This is a genomic window from Rhodococcus sp. BS-15, from assembly GCF_000813105.1.
Lineage (GTDB): Bacteria > Actinomycetota > Actinomycetes > Mycobacteriales > Mycobacteriaceae > Rhodococcoides.
Window position 1 is genome coordinate 1 of the sequence record NZ_BAOX01000073.1, and the last position, 19,006, is coordinate 19,006.

The 19,006-nt window shown below is 65.7% G+C and carries 16 protein-coding genes and 3 pseudogenes; 7 read left to right on the forward strand and 12 right to left on the reverse strand.

Going from position 1 to position 19,006, the window contains the following annotated elements:
* Positions 1-976 (reverse strand): hypothetical protein (locus RHBS_RS11255; RefSeq protein ID WP_145977510.1); only part of this gene is annotated, 976 nt, incomplete at its 3' end.
* 14 nt (positions 977-990) lie between these two features.
* Positions 991-1,926: a type I pantothenate kinase gene (coaA, locus tag RHBS_RS11260; RefSeq protein ID WP_179273561.1), complete on the reverse strand. Its 936-nt coding sequence runs from the start codon at positions 1,924-1,926 to the stop codon at positions 991-993.
* Positions 1,927-2,049: 123 nt separating this feature from the next.
* Between coaA and RHBS_RS11265 the strand changes: the two genes are divergently transcribed.
* The 3 genes from RHBS_RS11265 to RHBS_RS11275 all read left to right on the forward strand — a co-directional run bounded on the left by RHBS_RS11265 (position 2,050) and on the right by RHBS_RS11275 (position 6,210).
* Positions 2,050-3,246, forward strand: coding sequence for a DUF885 domain-containing protein (locus RHBS_RS11265; protein ID WP_121873337.1), 1,197 nt, complete (start codon positions 2,050-2,052; stop codon positions 3,244-3,246).
* 46 nt (positions 3,247-3,292) lie between these two features.
* On the forward strand, positions 3,293-4,576 hold the full coding sequence (gene glyA / locus RHBS_RS11270; RefSeq protein WP_032394025.1) for a serine hydroxymethyltransferase: 1,284 nt from the start codon (positions 3,293-3,295) through the stop codon (positions 4,574-4,576).
* A 308-nt stretch (positions 4,577-4,884) separates the two neighbouring features.
* On the forward strand, positions 4,885-6,210 hold the full coding sequence (locus tag RHBS_RS11275; protein WP_183130519.1) for a PhoH family protein: 1,326 nt from the start codon (positions 4,885-4,887) through the stop codon (positions 6,208-6,210).
* Positions 6,211-6,295: 85 nt separating this feature from the next.
* On the opposite strand, the gene RHBS_RS11280 is transcribed toward RHBS_RS11275, so the two are convergent.
* Complete coding sequence (locus tag RHBS_RS11280; RefSeq protein WP_128645575.1) at positions 6,296-6,703, reverse strand: limonene-1,2-epoxide hydrolase family protein; 408 nt, start codon at positions 6,701-6,703, stop codon at positions 6,296-6,298.
* Positions 6,700-8,291 (reverse strand): annotated as a pseudogene (locus RHBS_RS32195) (serine hydrolase). The gene RHBS_RS11280 and the pseudogene RHBS_RS32195 overlap by 4 nt, the downstream one beginning before the upstream one ends.
* A gap of 129 nt (positions 8,292-8,420) precedes the next feature.
* Here RHBS_RS32195 and RHBS_RS11290 point away from each other — a divergent pair.
* Positions 8,421-9,278, forward strand: coding sequence for an acyl-ACP desaturase (locus RHBS_RS11290; RefSeq protein ID WP_128645576.1), 858 nt, complete (start codon positions 8,421-8,423; stop codon positions 9,276-9,278).
* Between the two features lie 134 nt (positions 9,279-9,412).
* Here RHBS_RS11290 and RHBS_RS11295 read toward each other — a convergent pair whose 3' ends face one another.
* From RHBS_RS11295 to glpX, 3 genes and pseudogenes are all read right to left on the reverse strand, one after another.
* Positions 9,413-10,813, reverse strand: a complete 1,401-nt coding sequence (locus RHBS_RS11295; RefSeq protein ID WP_094612414.1) for a class II fumarate hydratase — start codon at positions 10,811-10,813, stop codon at positions 9,413-9,415.
* A 47-nt stretch (positions 10,814-10,860) separates the two neighbouring features.
* A complete protein-coding gene (locus RHBS_RS32200) occupies positions 10,861-10,983 on the reverse strand; it encodes a hypothetical protein (RefSeq protein ID WP_374700577.1) in 123 nt (40 codons plus the stop codon).
* Between the two features lie 12 nt (positions 10,984-10,995).
* Positions 10,996-11,900: pseudogene (glpX, locus tag RHBS_RS11300) on the reverse strand (class II fructose-bisphosphatase); the annotation flags it as partial.
* Between the two features lie 135 nt (positions 11,901-12,035).
* Between glpX and RHBS_RS11305 the strand changes: the two are divergent.
* On the forward strand, positions 12,036-12,608 hold the full coding sequence (locus tag RHBS_RS11305; RefSeq protein ID WP_128645577.1) for a DUF4245 domain-containing protein: 573 nt from the start codon (positions 12,036-12,038) through the stop codon (positions 12,606-12,608).
* On the opposite strand, the gene RHBS_RS11310 is transcribed toward RHBS_RS11305, so the two are convergent.
* The 3 genes from RHBS_RS11310 to RHBS_RS11320 all read right to left on the reverse strand — a co-directional run bounded on the left by RHBS_RS11310 (position 12,605) and on the right by RHBS_RS11320 (position 14,717).
* Complete coding sequence (locus RHBS_RS11310; protein ID WP_037191413.1) at positions 12,605-12,826, reverse strand: exodeoxyribonuclease VII small subunit; 222 nt, start codon at positions 12,824-12,826, stop codon at positions 12,605-12,607. The two genes, RHBS_RS11305 and RHBS_RS11310, sit on opposite strands and share 4 nt — an antisense overlap.
* A gap of 14 nt (positions 12,827-12,840) precedes the next feature.
* The gene (gene xseA, locus RHBS_RS11315; protein ID WP_237669164.1) at positions 12,841-14,019 is read right to left on the reverse strand and encodes an exodeoxyribonuclease VII large subunit; all 1,179 of its coding nucleotides are present in this window, start codon (positions 14,017-14,019) and stop codon (positions 12,841-12,843) included.
* Between the two features lie 80 nt (positions 14,020-14,099).
* A complete protein-coding gene (locus RHBS_RS11320) occupies positions 14,100-14,717 on the reverse strand; it encodes a lipid droplet-associated protein (protein ID WP_121873328.1) in 618 nt (205 codons plus the stop codon).
* A 122-nt stretch (positions 14,718-14,839) separates the two neighbouring features.
* On the opposite strand from RHBS_RS11320, the gene RHBS_RS11325 reads away from it, so the two are divergent.
* Positions 14,840-15,847 carry a 4-hydroxy-3-methylbut-2-enyl diphosphate reductase gene (locus RHBS_RS11325; protein WP_128645579.1) on the forward strand — a complete coding sequence of 336 codons (1,008 nt, stop codon included), beginning with the start codon at positions 14,840-14,842 and terminating at the stop codon, positions 15,845-15,847.
* Between the two features lie 19 nt (positions 15,848-15,866).
* Here RHBS_RS11325 and RHBS_RS28925 read toward each other — a convergent pair whose 3' ends face one another.
* Together RHBS_RS28925 and RHBS_RS11335 are read right to left on the reverse strand one after the other, a co-directional pair.
* On the reverse strand, positions 15,867-17,078 hold the full coding sequence (locus RHBS_RS28925) for a DUF6542 domain-containing protein (protein ID WP_187298446.1): 1,212 nt from the start codon (positions 17,076-17,078) through the stop codon (positions 15,867-15,869).
* Between the two features lie 20 nt (positions 17,079-17,098).
* Entirely contained in the window at positions 17,099-18,265 is a 1,167-nt protein-coding gene (locus RHBS_RS11335; protein WP_094612409.1) for a DNA recombination protein RmuC, read from the reverse strand.
* 122 nt (positions 18,266-18,387) lie between these two features.
* Between RHBS_RS11335 and RHBS_RS11340 the strand changes: the two are divergent.
* Positions 18,388-19,006: pseudogene (locus RHBS_RS11340) on the forward strand (exonuclease SbcCD subunit D); the annotation flags it as partial.

Genomic DNA, 19,006 nt, shown 5'->3' on the forward strand with positions numbered 1-19,006 from the left:
CGGCGACCGTCAGGCTCAGGCGACGCCTGCGCAGTGTGGCCATGTCCTCGGTGCGCACCTGGGCGGTGATGGGCGTCGAGAACGTCACCCGGTCGATGTTCTGTTCGGTGCGGATCGTCAGCACACCGGCCGATTCGAGTTCCTCGATCAGACGTGGATCCATCACGGCGGCTGCGGCTCCGAACTCCAGCGAACCGGCCAGGGCGACCATGTCCAGTGCGTCGTCGATCTCGGCCGCGCCGGCGTAATCGGCGAGCGCGATCACCTCGGCCAGATGATCGCGCACCACATCGGACAGACCGGCCGACACGGGTAGGGGAGCGGACAGGTGCCACACGTGCGACGACACCGTCAACGCCCGGCGCTCGACCGCCGTCGCCACCAGATCTCGGAGCACCACGAGGTTGCCGGAGGACAATGCGGTGACTGCGAAAACTGCTGCACTGTCGACGATTTCGCCGCTGCGACCGAGCATCGACTCGATCAGCGACCGGCACTGCTCGGGAGTGAGCGGCTCGAGATCGATGCGGTCGATCACGCCGTCCTTCCACAGGGCGTCGAGCACGGGGGTGCGGCGTCGACCCGCGCTGACGCTGGCCAGCACGAACAGATCCTTCGATCCGACGCGACGCGCCAGGAGCTCGATGGTCGAATCGGCCAGCCATTGGGCGTCGTCGATGACCACGACGGTGCGTCGACCGCCGTGCGCGTCGGCCAGCGTGGCGGCCAGAGCTCGATCCGATTCGACGGGGACGAATCCGGTACCTGTCGGCATCACCGTCACCACTCGGTGGGGATGCCACCCGAGGCGCACCAGCGACCGCACCGCCTCGATCAACAGGCGGGTTCGGCCGACACCGGGCGCGGCCTTGACGGCCATCCCGCCGTACCTGCCGGCGGCATGCAGGATTCGCTGCAGCTCGCCGTCTCGACCGATCAGCGGCACCTCGCCGATCGACCGCTTTTCCACCGCCATTGCTGGATTATGGTCTACAACTTACGAAGCCGCAGCCGGTTGATCGCGTGGTCGTTGTCCTTGCGTAACACCATCGTCGCTCGCGGTCGCGTCGGCAGGATGTTCTCCACCAGATTCGGCAGGTTGATCGAATGCCACAGATCCTCGGCCGCAATCTGCGCGTGGTCGTCGGACAGGCCTGCGTAGTGGTGGAAGTGCGAGGACGGATCGGTGAAGGACGTCTTGCGCAATGCGAGAAAGCGTTTGACGTACCAACTCTCGATGTCCTCGATCCGCGCGTCGACGTAGATCGAGAAGTCGAACAGATCCGAGACCATCAACCGCGGTCCGGTCTGTAATACGTTGAGCCCCTCCACGATCAGGATGTCGGGCTGCCGGACCATGTGGTACTGGCCCTTGACGATGTCGTACGAGACGTGCGAGTAGACCGGCGCACCCACCTCTTCGGTCCCGGACTTGACCTCGGTGACGAATCTGAGCAGCTTACGCCTGTCGTAACTCTCGGGAAATCCCTTGCGGTGCAGTATGCCTCGACGCATGAGCTCGGCCGTCGGGTAGAGGAATCCGTCGGTGGTGACCAGATCGACCCGCGGATGATGGTCCCATCGGGCCAGGAGTGCCTGCAGCACACGGGCCGTCGTCGACTTTCCGACGGCGACGCTCCCCGCGACACCGATGACGAACGGGACCTGACGGTCGGGGTGCTTCTCGCCGAGGAACGTCGCGGTCGCGGCGAACAGCCGTTGCCGAGCCGCGACCTGAAGGTGAATCAGTCGTGCCAGCGGCAGATAGACCTCCGCCACCTCGTCGAGATCGATTTGTTCACCCAGGCCGCGCAGACCGACGAGTTCTTCCTCGGTCAGCACCAACGGCGTGGATTGGCGCAGCGTGCGCCACTGCACACGGTCGAACTCGACGTACGGACTGGACTCGCTCACGCACGACTCCAACAGGTCGGAGCTGCGGAGGGTTCGGCTGAGCTCCTGTCGAGCGCGAGTCGCATGGTTCCAGATTGTGCTCGGTGCCGGTCGATCGCGCACGGGCGGGGTCGTTCGCCGTACTAGGGTTCGGATATGGATGCTGCTTCCCTCGTTCGTGAATACCTGCTGCTGGGCCTGAGTTTCGACCGGCTCGAAGACGGATTCGTCGACGCGTACACCGGAGATCCCGAGTTGCGTCGAATCACAGAGAACGCCCCCGCGCCCGAGCCGCGCGAGTTGATCCGTCGAGCACAGACACTGCGCGCCGAGCTCGGCAACGTCGATCTGACACCCGAGCGCACGACGTTCCTCGACGTCCACCTGCGCGCACTGGAATGTTCGGCGCGCAAGTTCGCAGGCGAGGACATCGGCTTCGTCGACGAGGTGTACGCCTACTTCGACGTCCGAATCTCCGCAGGCGATCAGGACCAGTACCTGCAGGCACACCGCAAGATGGACGAAGTTCTCGCCGGTCCCGGGTCGCTCGGCGAACGGTTGATCGCGCATCGCCGTGCGGACGTGATTCCGGCCGACCGACTGCAGGACTGCGTCGAGGCGTTCTCGTCCGCGCTGCGCGACCGCGTCCGCGCCGAATACACGCTGCCCGACACCGAGCAGGTGACCTACGAGGTCGTCGGCGACAAGCCGTGGTCCGGGTTCAACTATTACCTCGGTGACTATCGCTCGACCGTGGCGATCAATTCCGACATCGAGCAGCAGATGGCCAATCTGCCGCACCTGATCGCGCACGAGTCCTACCCGGGGCACCACACCGAACACTGCCGCAAGGAGACCGGACTGGTCGGTGCAGGCCAGCTCGAGCAGACGCTGTTCCTGGTCAACACTCCGCAGTGCCTGATGGCCGAGGGCTTGGCCGATCACGCGCTCGGGGCCGTCGTCGGCGAAGGCTGGGGCCTGTGGGCGCAGGAGATCTACGCCGATCTGGGACTGCGATTCGACGGCGAGAAGGCCGAGCGTCTCGCGGCGGCGTCGAGCCAGCTGTTGGGGGTCCGGCAGGACGCCGCGCTGCTACTGCACGATCAGCACAAGAGCGAGGACGACGTCGCTGCCTACCTGGAACGATGGTCGCTGGCATCGCCGCAGCGCGCCCGGCACAGCCTGCGGTTTCTGTCCTCCCCGCTGTGGCGCGCGTACATCAGTACCTACGTCGAGGGCTACAAGCTGCTCGCCGGCTGGCTCGACCGTGGTGCGACGGCCGGTGAGCGCGCGCAACTGTTCGGCAGGCTGCTCGACGAGCCACTGACACCCGGTGCATTGCGCGTCTCGTAAACTGGCCGAGCCCCCTTTATTCTGCTGTCCCTTGGAGACTCCTGTTATGACTGACGTCAACAACCTGTCACTGGCCGAACTCGATCCCGAGGTCGCCGAGGCGATGGCCGGTGAGCTGGGGCGTCAGCGCGACACTCTCGAGATGATCGCCTCGGAGAACTTCGTCCCCCGCGCGGTACTGCAGGCCCAGGGCAGCGTCCTGACCAACAAGTACGCCGAGGGCTACCCCGGCCGCCGCTACTACGGCGGCTGCGAGCACGTCGACATCGTCGAGGATCTCGCGCGCAACCGCGCCAAGGAACTCTTCGGTGCCGAGTTCGCCAACGTGCAGCCGCACGCAGGTGCGCAGGCCAACGCGGCGGTGCTGATGGCACTGATCAACCCGGGCGACAAGATCATGGGCCTCGACCTGGCGCACGGAGGTCACCTCACCCACGGCATGAAGCTCAACTTCTCGGGCAAGCTCTACGAGGTCGAGTCCTACGGGGTGTCCAAGGAAGACCACCGCATCGACATGGACGAGGTGCGCAAGCAGGCCATCGCCGCCAAGCCGCAGGTACTCATCGCCGGCTGGTCGGCGTACCCGCGCCACCAGGACTTCGCTGCGTTCCGCTCCATCGCCGACGAAGTGGGCGCACTGCTCTGGGTCGACATGGCGCACTTCGCCGGACTCGTCGCCGCAGGCGTGCACCCCTCACCCGTGCCGTACGCAGACGTCGTCTCCTCGACCGTGCACAAGACCCTCGGCGGACCGCGCTCCGGCATCATCCTGGCCAAGAAGGAATGGGCCAAGAAGCTCAACTCCGCAGTGTTCCCCGGCCAGCAGGGCGGGCCGCTGATGCACGCCATCGCCGCCAAGGCCGTCGCCTTCAAGATCGCTGCGACGCCCGAGTTCAAGGAACGCCAGGAACGCACCCTCCTCGGTGCATCACTGCTCGCCGATCGTCTCACCGGTGCCGACGTCGCAGACAAGGGCATCTCCGTCCTCACCGGCGGCACCGACGTACACCTCGCGCTCGTCGACCTGCGCAACTCCGAGCTCGACGGCCAACAGGCCGAGGACCTCCTGCACGAGGTCGGCATCACCGTCAACCGCAACGCAGTGCCCTTCGACCCGCGCCCGCCGATGGTCACCTCGGGCCTGCGCATCGGCACCGGCGCACTGGCAACCCGCGGATTCGGCGAAGCCGAGTTCACCGAGGTCGCCGACATCATCGGCACCGCACTGGCCACCGGCGAGGCCAGCGATTCCCTGAAGGACCGCGTCGTGAAACTGGCACAGAGCAAGCCACTGTACGAGGGCCTCGAAGACTGGGGATTGCTGGGCTGATCCTGCTCACGCCCCGCCGCGTCGGGGGAGGGCGCTCTCGGCACCGCCCGATTGCCGACCTGGGGCGATTCGGCCGTAACGCGTTGTTCACCGACACGCCAGACTTCCAGCGAGCCGAACCTCGATTTCGGCGGTACCGTCGGCAGTAACAGGCAGCGGGGAAGCTACCTGTGCGGGAGGTTCTGATACGTGACTGAGCTAGTGAGCGCGAGAGGGCCGGTACCCGGTCCTCGTGTCACCTGACACATCGGACCCGACCGGCCGAGCGACAGAGTTTGCGCGGTGCCGCGCAGACGTAGGAGCCCCACGTGACCACTTCACGCTCCGTTTCCGCCCCTCTTCGGACATTCGTGCTCGATACCTCGGTCCTGCTCTCGGATCCCTGGGCAGTCATTCGGTTCGCCGAGCACAATGTGGTACTTCCGTTGATCGTGATCAGCGAGTTGGAGGGCAAACGCCACCATCACGAATTGGGATGGTTCGCGCGGGAATCCTTGCGCATGCTCGACGACCTGCGCGTCGAGTTCGGCCGACTCGACCAGCCGGTTCCCATCGGAACATCCGGTGGCACACTGCAAGTCGAGCTCAACCACACCGATCCCACGGTTCTTCCCGTCGGCTTCCGCACCGACTCAAACGATTCTCGAATCCTCGCCTGCGCCCTCAACCTGAAGGCCGAGGGCAAGGACGTCGTACTCGTCAGCAAGGACATTCCGTTGCGCGTCAAGGCCGGTGCTGTCGGTCTTCCCGCCGACGAGTACCACGCTCACGACGTCGTGCCCTCCGGCTGGACCGGCATGGCCGAGCTCGACGTGCCGTCCGACGCAGTCGACACGCTGTTCAACGACGGCGTCATCGACTTGGCCGAGGCGCGAGACCTGCCGTGCCACACCGGAGTTCGACTGCTTGCCGGACGGCAGAGTGCGCTGGGGCGCGTCACGCCCGACAAGCAGATCCAACTCGTGCGCGGTGAGCGTGAGGCGTTCGGTCTGCACGGCCGTTCGGCTGAACAGCGGGTGGCGCTCGATCTTCTGCTCGACGAGAGCATCGGCATCGTCTCACTCGGTGGAAAGGCAGGCACCGGTAAGTCCGCTCTGGCGCTGACTGCCGGACTCGAGGCCGTCCTCGAACGTCGCTCGCATCGGAAAGTCGTTGTCTTCCGGCCCCTCTACGCCGTCGGCGGCCAGGAGCTCGGCTACCTCCCCGGTAGCGAGAGCGAGAAGATGGGCCCCTGGGGACAGGCGGTTTTCGACACCCTCGAAGGGCTCGCGAGCCCGGAGGTGATGGAGGAGGTCATCGCCCGAGGAATGCTGGAAGTGTTGCCACTGACGCACATTCGCGGTCGATCGCTGCACGACTCCTTCGTGATCGTCGACGAGGCACAGTCACTCGAGCGCAACGTGCTGCTGACGGTTCTGTCCCGGCTGGGTTCGGGCTCACGCGTCGTACTCACCCACGACGTCGCTCAGCGCGACAACCTGCGCGTCGGACGGCACGACGGCGTCGCTGCAGTGATCGAAAAGCTGAAGGGTCACCCACTTTTCGCGCACATCACCCTCACTCGCAGCGAGCGTTCACCGATCGCGGCACTGGTGACGGAAATGCTCGAAGAGTTCGGGCCTTCGGGAGCCTGACCCCCCTGTGAGCGTGGAGCCTGCGGGTCGTTCCGCAGGCTCCACTCCTGCCTCGTAGCCCACTACGAAGTTCCGCTCACAAGGGTCACCGGCCCGTCACGGCCCGGAATGTTCCTCGCACAAGACCTTTCAGGAAGTCGACGTTGTCGAAGTAGTCCCGCCACACGGCCACTTTGCCGTCGCGCAGCTCGAAGGTTCCGCACACCCAGAATTCGATTCGGAGCCGCCGCCAGATCAGCACATCCGTGCGTTCGGTGAGCACGACATCTCCGTCGGCGGCGATGTTGTGCACGATCACGTCGAAGCCGAACGCAGGCTCGGCAAGCGTGGCCATGAACCTGCCCACGTTCGAGCGGCCGCGCACCTTCGGCAATCCGACGTTGTGCCAGACGATGTCGTCGTCGAGAAGCGACATCGCGCGCTCGGTGTCTCGACTTCTCAACGCGTCGAACAGATTCACTACGGTCTCGGTCGCCTGCTGTGTCTCGGTCATTTCGTGAACCGCCCCAATCCATCGCCGTCGAAGAACTCGAGTGTCAGCGTATTCGCGTTGAACGTCGCCTGGGAGATGGACCCGTCTGGCGCGTTCTCACCGCTCGGCTCGAACGTGAACGTGTCACCGTCCCACGGCGTCAACTCGTAGGAGGTTCCGTTCGGTCCGAGAGCCAACGTCAGTTCCCCGTTGATCTCCGCTACCGTCGCCGGCCCCCAGTAGCTGTTCTGGTACACCCCCACATACGACGCGAGGGGTTGTGGCGCAGTGGGATTGGTGGGGGCGGTCTTGCCTGCGAGCTCGCCCTCCGGTTCGCTCATCCCGGCGAACGCATTCTTGTACAGCGTTCGCCAGTCCTCCCGCACCTCACCGAACTGAACGAGGTCTGCGAACTCGGCGGTCACCGTTTCGGCGATGCCGAGGGGCGCGGCGTTCGTCAGCACGACGATGGCGACGTCCAGTGAAGGAATCCAGACGAAGTTGGTGCCGGCTCCGAGTGCGAACGCTCCGGAATGGCTCACCGTCGCGCGGCCGGCCGCACTGGTGGAGACGTTGAACCCGAAGCCGTAGTAGCCGGCGCGTGAGTCCGGTGTCGCCGACGGGCTCGAGACGATCTGCGCGCTGACCGCGGGCAGGAGGCGTCGGGATTCACGAGCTCTCGTCCGTCGTGGTTGCCGTCGGCGATCATCATTGTCAGCCACTTCGCGAGGTCGTTCACCGAGGAGCTGACGCCACCGGCCGGGGTCTGTGGATCGGGTTCCCGCTGATACTTCGCCTGATACTCGCCGTCGACGAGTACGTGGGGTACGGCCCGATCGGCGCGCGCGATGTAGTCCGCGAACGACGAGCTGGTCGAGGTCATACCCAGCGGGCCGTAGATCGTGTCCTGGCCGAGGGTGTCCCAGTCCTTGCCCGACGCCGCAGCGACGGCCTCGGCCGCGGCCGTGATCCCGAAGTTGGTGTAGTGGTACGTGGAGCGGAACGGGTCGAGGGGCACCTCCCGAAGGCGTTCGAGAACCTGGCGCCGGTCGTAGCCGAGGTCCTCCAGCAGATCCCCGGCATGCTCGGGCAGCCCGCTTCGGTGGGCGTAGAAGTCGCCGACCGTGATGTTCTCGGTCACCCACGGATCGTCGAGTGCGAACCACGGCAGCTGCGAGACCACCGGCGTCGACCAGTCGACTACGCCCGCTCCCACCTGTGACGCGATGACCGTCGCACCGACCGATTTGGACAGCGACGCCACCTGGAACACCGAGTCACCGTCGACGGGGTCGTCCGTGCCCACTTCGCGAACGCCGAAGCCCTTCGAATAGACGACGTCCGAGCCGTGCACGACGGCAATGGCCATACCGGGAATGTTCGACGCCGCCATCAGCTCCTCGGCGATGCCGTCGAGCTTGCCGACCGCCTCGTCGACGCGGCCGTCGGGAACATCGACTCCTGCGACCTGACCAGGGGAGAGGTCGCCGGTCGGTGCAGGCTCGGAGGTCGGAGGACTCTCTGCAGTGGGTGCGTTGTCGGAGCACCCGACCAGCACCACCATCGAGCACACAACAGCAAGACACAGAAAATTTCGACCCGACCGCATCATGAGGAGTCCTCACTTCGATGACTGGATGCACCTGAGAATAGACCCGCAACGACCTGGCGTTAGGAGAATTCACAATGGTCAGGGGCACGACGTCGGGCGCTCAGGTGTAGGCGCTACGGTTACCGCATGTCTACGAACCTGTCCGACGGTGATCTGCTGGTCCGTTTGGAGCCCGCGGTCGAAGAGAATCTACGACGCCACATCGAGGCTGCCAACGATTGGCATCCCCACGATCTCGCGCCGTTCGACGAGGGCAAGAACTTCGCGTTCCTCGGCGGCGAGGACTGGACGCCGGAGCAGTCGCACCTCAGTGATGTCGAAATCCTGTCCGCCACGGTCGGCGTGCTGGTGGCCGACAACCTGCCCGCGTACCACCGCGAACTGGCCCACGCGCTCACCGGCCTCGGGGCCTGGTGGAAGTGGACCGGCCGATGGACGTCGGAGGAGAACCGACAGTCCATCGTGCTGCGCAACTTCCTGGTGCTCACCCGCGCAGTCGATCCGGTCGCCCTCGAGCGGGTTCGGATGGAGCACATGACACTCGGATTCGACGCTCCCAGCCAGGGTCTGCTCGACATCCTCGCGCACTTCGCCATCGAGGAAGCCGCAGCCTCGCTGCGCAATCGCAACACCATCGCCCTCGGCAAGGATCCGATGCTGGCCACCATCCTCGGCCGCATCGCCGACGACGACGCGCTGCAGTCGACGTTCTACGCCAACATCATCGACGAGGCATTCGCCGTGGTGCCCGACCAGGCCGCCCGCGCCATCGCAGACCGGATCAACGGATTCAAGATTCCCGAGGTCGATCTCCCGGACCGCGGCAGCAGCTCCGCCGCCCTCGCCGAAGCCGGAATCTACGACGCCGATCAGGAACGCGACAAGGTGTTCAAGCCACTGCTCGCAGGCTGGAAGATCTTCGACCGCACCGATCTGGGCGAGGACGGCCTGAAGGCACGCGAGGAACTCGCGCACCTGGCCTGAGGTTCGCCCCCTTCGAACGAACCCGCCCCCGGTTGGGATCAATGCGACTTTGTTGCAGTCAGAGTGACTGAAACCCACATCGATCCCGCCGGGGGCGGCCCGTTTCGAAAGGTCCGGCAGGGCGAACAGGAAAGCTAGTCCTTGACCTTCGCCATGGCGAGGACGTCGAGGCGCTTGTCCAGTTCGGCTTCGCTGAGCTTGTCGCCGATCAGTCCGCGGTCGATGACCGTCTGACGGATCGTCTTCTTCTCCTTGAGTGCCTGCTTCGCGACGGCGGCGGCTTCCTCGTAGCCGATCGCGGAGTTCAGCGGCGTCACGATGGACGGCGAGGATTCGGCGAGGGTCTTGAGGTGCTCGACGTTGGCTTCGAGGCCGACGACACACTTGTCTGCGAACAGCACCGAGACGTTGGCGAGCAGCTTGAACGATTCGAGTACGTTGCGCGCCATCATCGGGATGTACACGTTGAGCTCGAATGCGCCCGATGCGCCGCCGAATGCGACCGCGGCGTCGTTGCCGATGACCTGAGCCGCGACCTGCGTAACAGCCTCGGGCAGAACGGGATTGACCTTGCCGGGCATGATGGAGCTACCGGGCTGCAGGTCGGGGAGGGCGATCTCGCCGAGTCCGGTGAGCGGTCCCGATCCCATCCAGCGAATGTCGTTGGCAATCTTGGTCAGTGAGACCGCGATGGTGCGCAGTGCGCCCGACGCCTCGACGAGTCCGTCGCGTGCGGCCTGCGCCTCGAACGAATCCTTGGCGGCGGTGAGTGCATCGATACCGGTCGACGCAACAAGTGCGGCAACGACTTTCGGTCCGAAGCCGTCGGGTGCGTTGAGTCCGGTGCCGACAGCGGTGCCGCCGATGGGCAGTTCGCCGAGCCGCGGCAGGGTGGCCTCGACGCGTTCGATGCCGGCTTCGATCTGACGGGCGTAGCCGCCGAATTCCTGTCCGAGGGTGACCGGAACGGCATCCATGAGGTGGGTGCGGCCGGACTTCACGACGTGCTTCCACTCCGTTGCCTTGACCACGAGAGCCTCGTGGAGGTGGCGCAGTGCGGGCACGAGCGAGGTGACGGCTGCCTCGGTGGCGGCGACGTGAGTGGCCGTCGGGAACGTGTCGTTGGAGGACTGCGACATGTTCACGTGATCGTTGGGGTGCACCTCGACGCCTGCCGCCTTCGCGATCGACGCGATGACCTCGTTGGCGTTCATGTTCGAGCTGGTGCCCGAGCCGGTCTGGAAGACGTCGATCGGGAACTGGTCGTCGTGCTTGCCGTCGGCGATCTCGGTGGCGGCGGCGATGATCGCGTCGGCCAGGGTGCCGTCGAGCAGACCGAGGTCCTTGTTGACCTGCGCGCAGGCTGCCTTGAGCAGGCCCATCGCGCGAATCTGAGTGCGCTCGAGCGGACGGCCCGAGATGGGGAAGTTCTCCACGGCACGCTGCGTCTGGGCACGCCAGAGCGCATCGATGGGAACGCGAACCTCTCCCATGGTGTCGTGCTCGATCCGGAACTGCTGTTCGTTCTCTGTCATTGACCTCTTGCCTCGGTAGGTGAATGGAAACTTCGTCGAGCGGACGGTCAGAAGGACGGGATGGCGCCGGAGGTGTCGCCGTCGAAGTCGATGTTCGAGTACTCCTTGAGCTTGTTGAGCTGGTGGTACGCGTCGATCATGCGGACGGTGCCGGACTTCGAGCGCATCACGATGGACTGCGTGTGCGCACCGCCGCCCGAGTATCGGACGCCCTGGAGCAGGTCGCCGTCGGTGACGCCGGTCGCGGTGAAGAAGACGTTCTCGCCCGAGACCAGGTCCTCGGTGGACAGGACGCGATCGAGGTCGTGTCCGGCGTCGATCGCCTTCTGGCGCTCGTCGTCGTCGGTCGGAGCAGCATGCCCTGGTGCGCGCCACCCATGCAGCGCATGGCGGCCGCGGCGATGATGCCTTCGGGGGTTCCGCCGGTGCCCATGAGGATGTCGATGGGAGAGGTGGGTCGGGCGGCGGCGATGGCACCGGCGACGTCGCCGTCGGAGATCAGTCGAATGCGGGCGCCGGTGTCGCGCACCTGCTGGATCAGCTCGGCGTGCCGGGGTCGGTCGAGGATGCACACCGTGACGTCGGAGGTGGATCCCTTCTTGATCTTGGCGACGCGGGCGATGTTCTCCGCGACCGGTGCGGTGATGTCGATGACGTCGGCGAAGTCGGGTCCGACGGCGATCTTCTTCATGTAGAAGACGGCGGACGGATCGAACATCGCGCCGCGCTCGGCGACCGCGAGAACCGAGATGGCGTTGGGCATGCCCTTGGCCATCAACGTCGTGCCGTCGACGGGATCGACGGCGAAGTCGACCTCGGGGCCGTTGCCGTTGCCGACCTGCTCGCCGTTGTAGAGCATCGGCGCTTCGTCCTTCTCGCCCTCGCCGATGACGACGACTCCGCGCATCGAGACCGAGCTGACCAACTGCCGCATGGCATCGACTGCTGCTCCGTCGCCACCTTCCTTGTCGCCGCGACCGACCCAGCGACCCGAGGCGAGCGCACCGGCCTCGGTGACGCGGACGAGTTCGAGTGCGAGGTTGCGATCTGGCGCCATGGCGCGAGTGGACTCGGTGCTGGCCGTCATCGGTTTGTAGCCTCCTGGTTGGTGGGGTGTTACCCAGGCGCGATTATCTCACTTCTGTGATGCCCGCGGTGGGGTCGGGTCGTCTGTGAGGCACGCGCCGACCGAGCACTGCTGCGCAGAGGGGATACTGGAGATGTGGCGAACAGCAAACCCCGGATTCTCAACAACAGCCGCGACATGGTGTGGTCGCTCATTCCGCTGGTCATCGCGTGTTTGTTGATTGCGGGTATCGCCAGTCAATGCTCGTTGAGCCCCGGCGGGCCCAGGCAGGGGCCCATTCCCAACTTCGACATCGACACCGCGCTGCAGTACGACGCGTCCGAAATCGGTTTTCCGGTGCGTAATCCGGTTGTTCCCGAGGATTGGACGCCCAACTCGGGCAGTCGTCCCACGATCTCCGGCGACAACGGCGGACCGGTGTCGACTGTCGGATACATCACCGGATCGGGTGCGTATCTGCAGCTGACCCAGACCAGCGCCGTCGAGGAAGTGTTGGTTCCTTTCGTGGCCGGCGAGGAAACGGTGTACGCGTCGGGCGCGCAGAACGTCTCGGGTCGAGACTGGGTCGTCTACGGCGAGGAAGGCTCGCGGAAGTACTGGGTCTCGGACTTCGGCGACGTGCGAATACTGCTGGGCGGTACCGCGAACGATGTGGACTTCACCACGCTCGCCCAGGCCCTCGAGGTCACCGAACCGCTCGCGCCCTAGCTGTCCTTCTCGGTGCTCGCGAGCGCGGTCTCGATCCGCTTGCGGGCACCTGCGAGCTGCTCCTCGCAACGAGTGGCCAGCTGCTCTCCCCGCTCCCACAGAGCCAAAGAGGCGTCGAGATCGAGCCCGCCCTGCTCGAGGATCTTCACCACGCCCACCAGCTCGTCGCGGGCCTCTTCGTAGCCCAGTTCCGATACCGGCTTGTCGTTCTCGCTCATGCGTACTCCTTCTGTCATTTGACTCGCCCCATGACTGCGGCGGTGACGGCACCGTCGGCCACGCGCACTCTGATCTGTGTACCCGGTGGTGCGTCCTCGACCGAACGCAGAACCTCGGGATCCGAACCCGCGACCACCCGCTGTACGACGGCATAGCCCCGAGCAAGTGTGGCAGCAGGACCCAGCGTCGACAGCCTGGCCCGCAGATGTTCGACGAGCGTGTCCTGCGTGGTGAGTTCGCGTTGCACGTCGCGTCGGGCAGCGTCGAGCAGTCGTCGAACCTCCTCGCGACGTTGCTCGAGCGAGGCCAGTGGGTCCGCCAGCACCGGCCGGTGTCGCAGCATGTCCAGGCCGCGTGCCTCGCGTTCGACCCAATTGCGCAGCGCTGCAGCACTTCTCGACTTCAATTCCGAGACCAGGGCTTGTTCGGCGACGGCGTCGGGCACCACGAGTTTGGCGGCATCGGTTGGGGTTGCGGCCCGCAGATCCGCGACGTGGTCGCTCAGTGGGCTGTCTGGCTCGTGGCCGATGGCACTGACGATGGGTGTGGTGGCGCGGGAGATGGCGCGGCACAGAGCCTCGTCCGAGAACGGCAGCAGATCCTCGACGCTACCGCCGCCGCGGGCGAGGATGATGACGTCGACGGCGGGGTCGTCGTTCAGCTCCTTCAGCGCGTCCAGAATCGCCGGAACAGCTTGTGGGCCCTGGACCGGTGTGTTGCGGACCTCGAATCGGACCGCGGGCCAACGCCTCTGCGCGACGGTCAGCACGTCCTTCTCGGCTGCGCTGGCGCGCGCGGTGATCAATCCGATGGTGCCCGGCAGGAACGGCAGCGGACGTTTGAGGCGTGGGTCGAACAAACCCTCCGCGGCGAGCAGAGCTCTCAGACGTTCGATACGAGCCAGCAGTTCGCCGACGCCCACCGCGCGAATGTCCGTGGCGCGCAGCGAGATTGTTCCCCTACCGGTGAAGAACGACAACTTGCCGTAGAGGATGACGCGCGCACCCTCGGTCAGTGGAATGGGGGAACGGTCGAGCAACTGCGGCGAACAGGTCACCGACAGCGACATGTCGGCCGACGGATCACGCAGCGTCAGAAAGGCCGTCCTGGTGCCGGGACGAGCGTTGATCTGGGTGAGCTGCCCCTCCACCCAGATGGAGCCGAGCTTGTCGATCCAGCCGGCAACCTTCATGGCGACGGTACGCACCGGCCACGGCTGTTCGGCGGTGCTCGCGCCTGGCTGGTTGGGACCGGACTGGGTTGGGGGAGTGCTCACTTGGCCTTGGCGGTGGTGATGCGGTTGGCGAGCATCGTCTGGAAGGGCGCGCGAGAGAGCGTGTCGTTCTCGTAGTCGAGCAGGGTTTCGAGGTCCTCGATCGAGAGCGTGCGCAGGCGGGCGCGCAGCTGTGCCAGGGCGAGGGTGTCGAAGTCGATCATCTCGACGATCTCGGGCTTGTCGGCGGAGGGAGCGCGCTTGGCCGAGGTGTCCTGAACCGGCTCGTCCAGCGGAGGCGTCGAGTACAGAGCGAAGCGGCCGTTCGCCGCGACCGGCTCGGCCACGGGGGCGTCGGGCACATCGACGTCGTCGGTGATCACAGCGGCGTCGAATCTCGACTCGGTGTCGAAGGTCTCGTCCCCGTCCTCGTCGAAGCTGGCCCAGGCGGGCTGCTCCTCGCTCGGGGTCCCGATGACCGGCAAGTTCGCGATGACCAGATCGCCCTTGATGGCCAACGCCGTCACCTGCTGCTGGAATCGCATACTGCGCGCCAGTGCCTCGCTGACGACCGTCATCGGCAGCATCAGGGCGGAACCGGGAAGCTTGCGAGCCTCTTCCACGACGGTCACGGCGACGCCTGCAGCCACACGCGCTGCAAAGGGGACTCGAGTCATGTGCACCAGACTGCCCGAAACGGTGAACTTTGGGTAGCCGACAGGCTGTACGACCCTTCGCGGCCGGGGTCGAGGGACGTGGAAACGAGGCAGGCGAGCTCGGTGCACGTATCCTGGGAGGTATGTCTTCGGCTGTTCCTCTGAATCTTGGTATTGCACAGTCCGCCGGTGCGGGTAAGTCCTCGTACGCCGGGGGTAAGCGAGTGCTGCTCGCGGAGCCGCGGGGCTATTGCGCGGGTGTCGATCGTGCGGTCGAAACCGTCGAGAAAGCGCTGGAGCAGCACGGTGCGCCGGTGTACGTGCGCAAGGAGATCGTGCACAACCGGCATGTGGTCGAGACGCTGTCCGATCGCGGCGCGGTGTTCGTGGAGGAGACCGACGAGGTTCCCGAGGGATCGCTGCTGGTGTTCTCCGCGCACGGCGTCTCACCCGCCGTACACACCTCCGCCGCCGAGCGAAGCCTGCGCACCATCGACGCCACCTGCCCGTTGGTGACCAAGGTGCACCAGGAAGCGAAGCGCTTCGCCAGGGACGACTTCGACATCCTCCTCATCGGCCACGAGGGCCACGAGGAGGTCGAGGGCACCGCAGGCGAAGCTCCCGAGCACATTCAGCTGGTGGATGGCCCCGAGTCGGTCGCCAACGTCACCGTTCGAGACGAGAACAAGGTCATCTGGCTGTCCCAGACCACGTTGAGCGTCGACGAGACGATGATGACGGTCGCGAAACTGCGTGAGCGCTTCCCGACGCTCCAGGATCCGCCGAGCGACGACATCTGCTACGCCACGCAGAACCGTCAGGTCGCGGTGAAGGCGATGGCACCGGAATGCGATCTGGTGATCGTCGTCGGCTCCAAGAACTCCTCGAACTCGGTGCGGTTGGTCGAGGTTGCACTGGGCGCGGGTGCGCGAGCGAGCTACCTCGTCGACTACGCCAAGGAAATCGACCTGGCCTGGCTCGACGGGGTCGAGACGATCGGCATCACCTCGGGCGCGTCCGTACCGGAGATCCTGGTGCAGGGCGTCATCGAACTGTTCGCCGAGCACGGCTACGCAGACGTACAGCCGGTCACCACCGCGAACGAGACGCTGGTGTTCTCCCTGCCCCGCGAGCTGCGCCCAGCTCGCTAGGAGCACGGTCCACGAAGAGTCAACGCCTCGTATCGGAACCCATGCCCAGGAGCAGGGAAACCGATACGGGGCGTCTTTCGGTGTACGAACTAGTCGCTGTGGCGGTCGCGATAGCAACCCGCGGCACCGGATGCGGGGGAATGTCGTCCCGGTGCGAGGTGGGCAGAGCGTGATCTCCCTGGCCGTCACCTGCGGACGAATTGTGTGCCGTGGAAGCGCCTGTCCGAGGAGTCACGACGGGCCTGGCTCCGGTGCTGTACGGATCGGCAACCTCGCGAGGAGCCTGAATTCTGGCCGATCGCTCGCGCCGGGGTTCGGTCGAGTACCGGGGCGCTGCCGAGTAGCGCGACTCGGACGGTTGTGGTCGCTGTGGCTCGCGTGACTGTGCCTCGCGTGACTGCGGTTCACGTGACTGTGCCTGCGGATACTGCGTTCGCTGGTATTCGGGCTTGTAGTTCTGCCGAGGGGAGTCGGTGGCGGCGTATCGAGTCTGCGGTGCCGATGCCGACGATCGCCGGGGACTCGCGCTGGGATCTTCCGCAGAGCGGGAGCCGGGGCGAGGGGTCGAACTCACGCGAGGTTCGGTGTCGGGACGCGGACGAGAATCGGTGCTTCGGCGACCGACGTACGGCCCGGGCACGATGTCGGTGGCCTCGGCTGCGGAGTCGGTGCTGCGATCGGCTGCGGCTGCTCGCCTGCGCGACCGTTCGGGGCGCTCTTCCTGTGCCCGGCGCTGGGCTCTGGTGGGCTTGTCGTCGCTGGGCTTCGGGCTGCGTCGAAGGGTGGGGGCATGCGTGTTCTGCCGTTTGAGCACGATGCGTAGAACTCCGAGTCCGACGGCGACCACGGTGCCGAGCAGCATCAGCGGAAACCGGTTGACCAGCGGAATGGCAACGTTGAGGAGGATGTCCTTGAGGCTGGTTCCTGCGTTCTCGGTGAAGTACTGATACGACAGTGGCACGGCCACGAACAGGATCAGTGGGGCTTGCACCATCGCGGTGAACAGTCCGCGGAAGCGGACGAGAAGAACGCCGGCGATGCAGCCCAGGACGTACATGAACGCGAACGCACCGGTCAGCTCGGTACCGCGTGCGGCATCGATCAGAAATCCGAGAAAAGTCAGTCCCGCGGCGATCGCGACGGCACCCCATGCGGGAACGCCGGGCAGGGTCGCGAGGATGGATCGGTGATCCAGCGGTACCCCGGAGCGGGCACGTTGGGAGGTAGACACCCCCCGAGGTTAGCCGTTGTTCAGCCGACTGCATCGCTGACATGACCGAAGTCGTGCCGGTAGCGGGACGAATCGGACAGTTTGGGCCGCTCGTCCACTCGGGCGATGTCCACCGGCTCGGCGTCGAACAGCTCGAGCTCGTGCAGCTTTCTCGCCGTCACGCTCACCCGGGTATCGACGGACCCGACGGTGGAATTGAAGGACTCCACGGCCTTGCCGAGGTGGGCACCGAGCTTGTCCAGGTGTGTCGAGACCACACCGATCCGCGTGTACAGCTCGCGTCCCAGTTGCTGGATGCGTGCAGCGTCCTCGGCCAGTGACTCCTGCTTCCAGGTGTAGGCGACGGTCCTCAATAACGCGACCAGGGTGGTCGGGGTGGCCAGGATCACGTTCCGACCGAAGGCGTACTCGAGCAGACCGGTGTCCGATGTCAGGGCAGCGTCGAGAAACGGGTCGCCGGGAACGAACAGCACGACGAATTCCGGCGTCGGCTCGAACGCCTGCCAGTACGCCTTGTCGGCCAACTGGTCGATGTGGGTCCGCAGTTGCTTGGCGTGGCGTCGCAGATTCTTCTCCCGCGCGTCGGGATCCTCGTCCTGGGCGGCGTCGAGGTACGCCGCGAACGGCACCTTGGCGTCGACGACGATCTGTCGACCGCCGGCGAGACGGACGATCATGTCGGGTCGGATGCCGTCCTTGCTGACCTGCGTGTCGAAATCGCAGTGCTTGAGCATGCCCGCGAGCTCGACGACGCGCTCGAGTTGGATCTCGCCCCACCGGCCCCGGATCTGCGGTGCGCGCAGCGCCGTGACCAGCTGACCGGTTTGGGTAGACAGATGCATCGACGCACGATGCATACCGGTGACCTGCTCCGACAGTCCCGCGTACGCCCGGATGCGATTGTGCTCGACCTGCCGCACGTGCTCGGAGAGCGCATCGACGGCGTCGTGCAACGGCTCGACCAGGTGCGAGACCTGCTGGCCGATCACGGTCGAATTGCGACGCGCCGAATCCTCGTTGACCGCACTCAGCGACTGCCGAAGCATGCCCTCGTGCTCGCGCAGCGCGGCCAGTTGAGCTTCGGCTCGAACGGCACGATCGCCCATCCGTGATGCGTGCAGCAACCAGCCGACGACCGCGCCGATACCGAGCGCCACGAGCAGTCCGAACGCGGTGAGAATGTTCATGGGGCAGATGATGCAGGACGGTACCGACAACTTCGGTTCGCGACGGCGTGCACCGCAGCTCACGTCCGACAGGCCGAGGCACCTCGAGGAGTTTGTCGGTGGTTCCCGATAGCGTCGTCCGTATGAGAATCCTGCACACCTCGGACTGGCACATCGGTCGCACCTTTCATGGTGTCGACCTGTTGGCCGATCAGGGCGCTGTGCTGGGGTCAATTGCGGAACTGGTTGCGGCACAATCGATCGACGTGGTGGTGGTGCCGGGCGACATCTACGACCGCGCTGTGCCCAGTGCCGATGCCGTCCTGGTCTGCAACCGCGGACTGGAGGCCATTCGAGCGGCCGGTGCCGTGATCGTCGCAACGTCGGGAAACCACGATTCACCCGCGCGACTGGGCGCGGGCGCCGCGTTCGCGTCGGCAGGAGGGCTGCATCTGATGACGCGGGTGGCGACGTCGCCACCCCGGTCGTCATCGACGACGAGCACGGCCGCGTTGCGTTCTACGGCATTCCGTATCTCGAGCCCGAAACCACTCGCCTCGAACTCGACGTTCCCACTGCGCGTACCCATGCCGACGTGCTCGGTGCCGCGATGGATCGGGTGCGCGGCGACTCGCGACGAGAAGCGAGGCAGGGCAACGCGTTCGCTCCGTCGTGCTCGCCCACGCTTTCATCGTCGGCGGTGAGGCGACCGGGTCGGAGAGGTCGATCTCCTCCGGCGGTATCGAAACTGCGCCTGCGTCG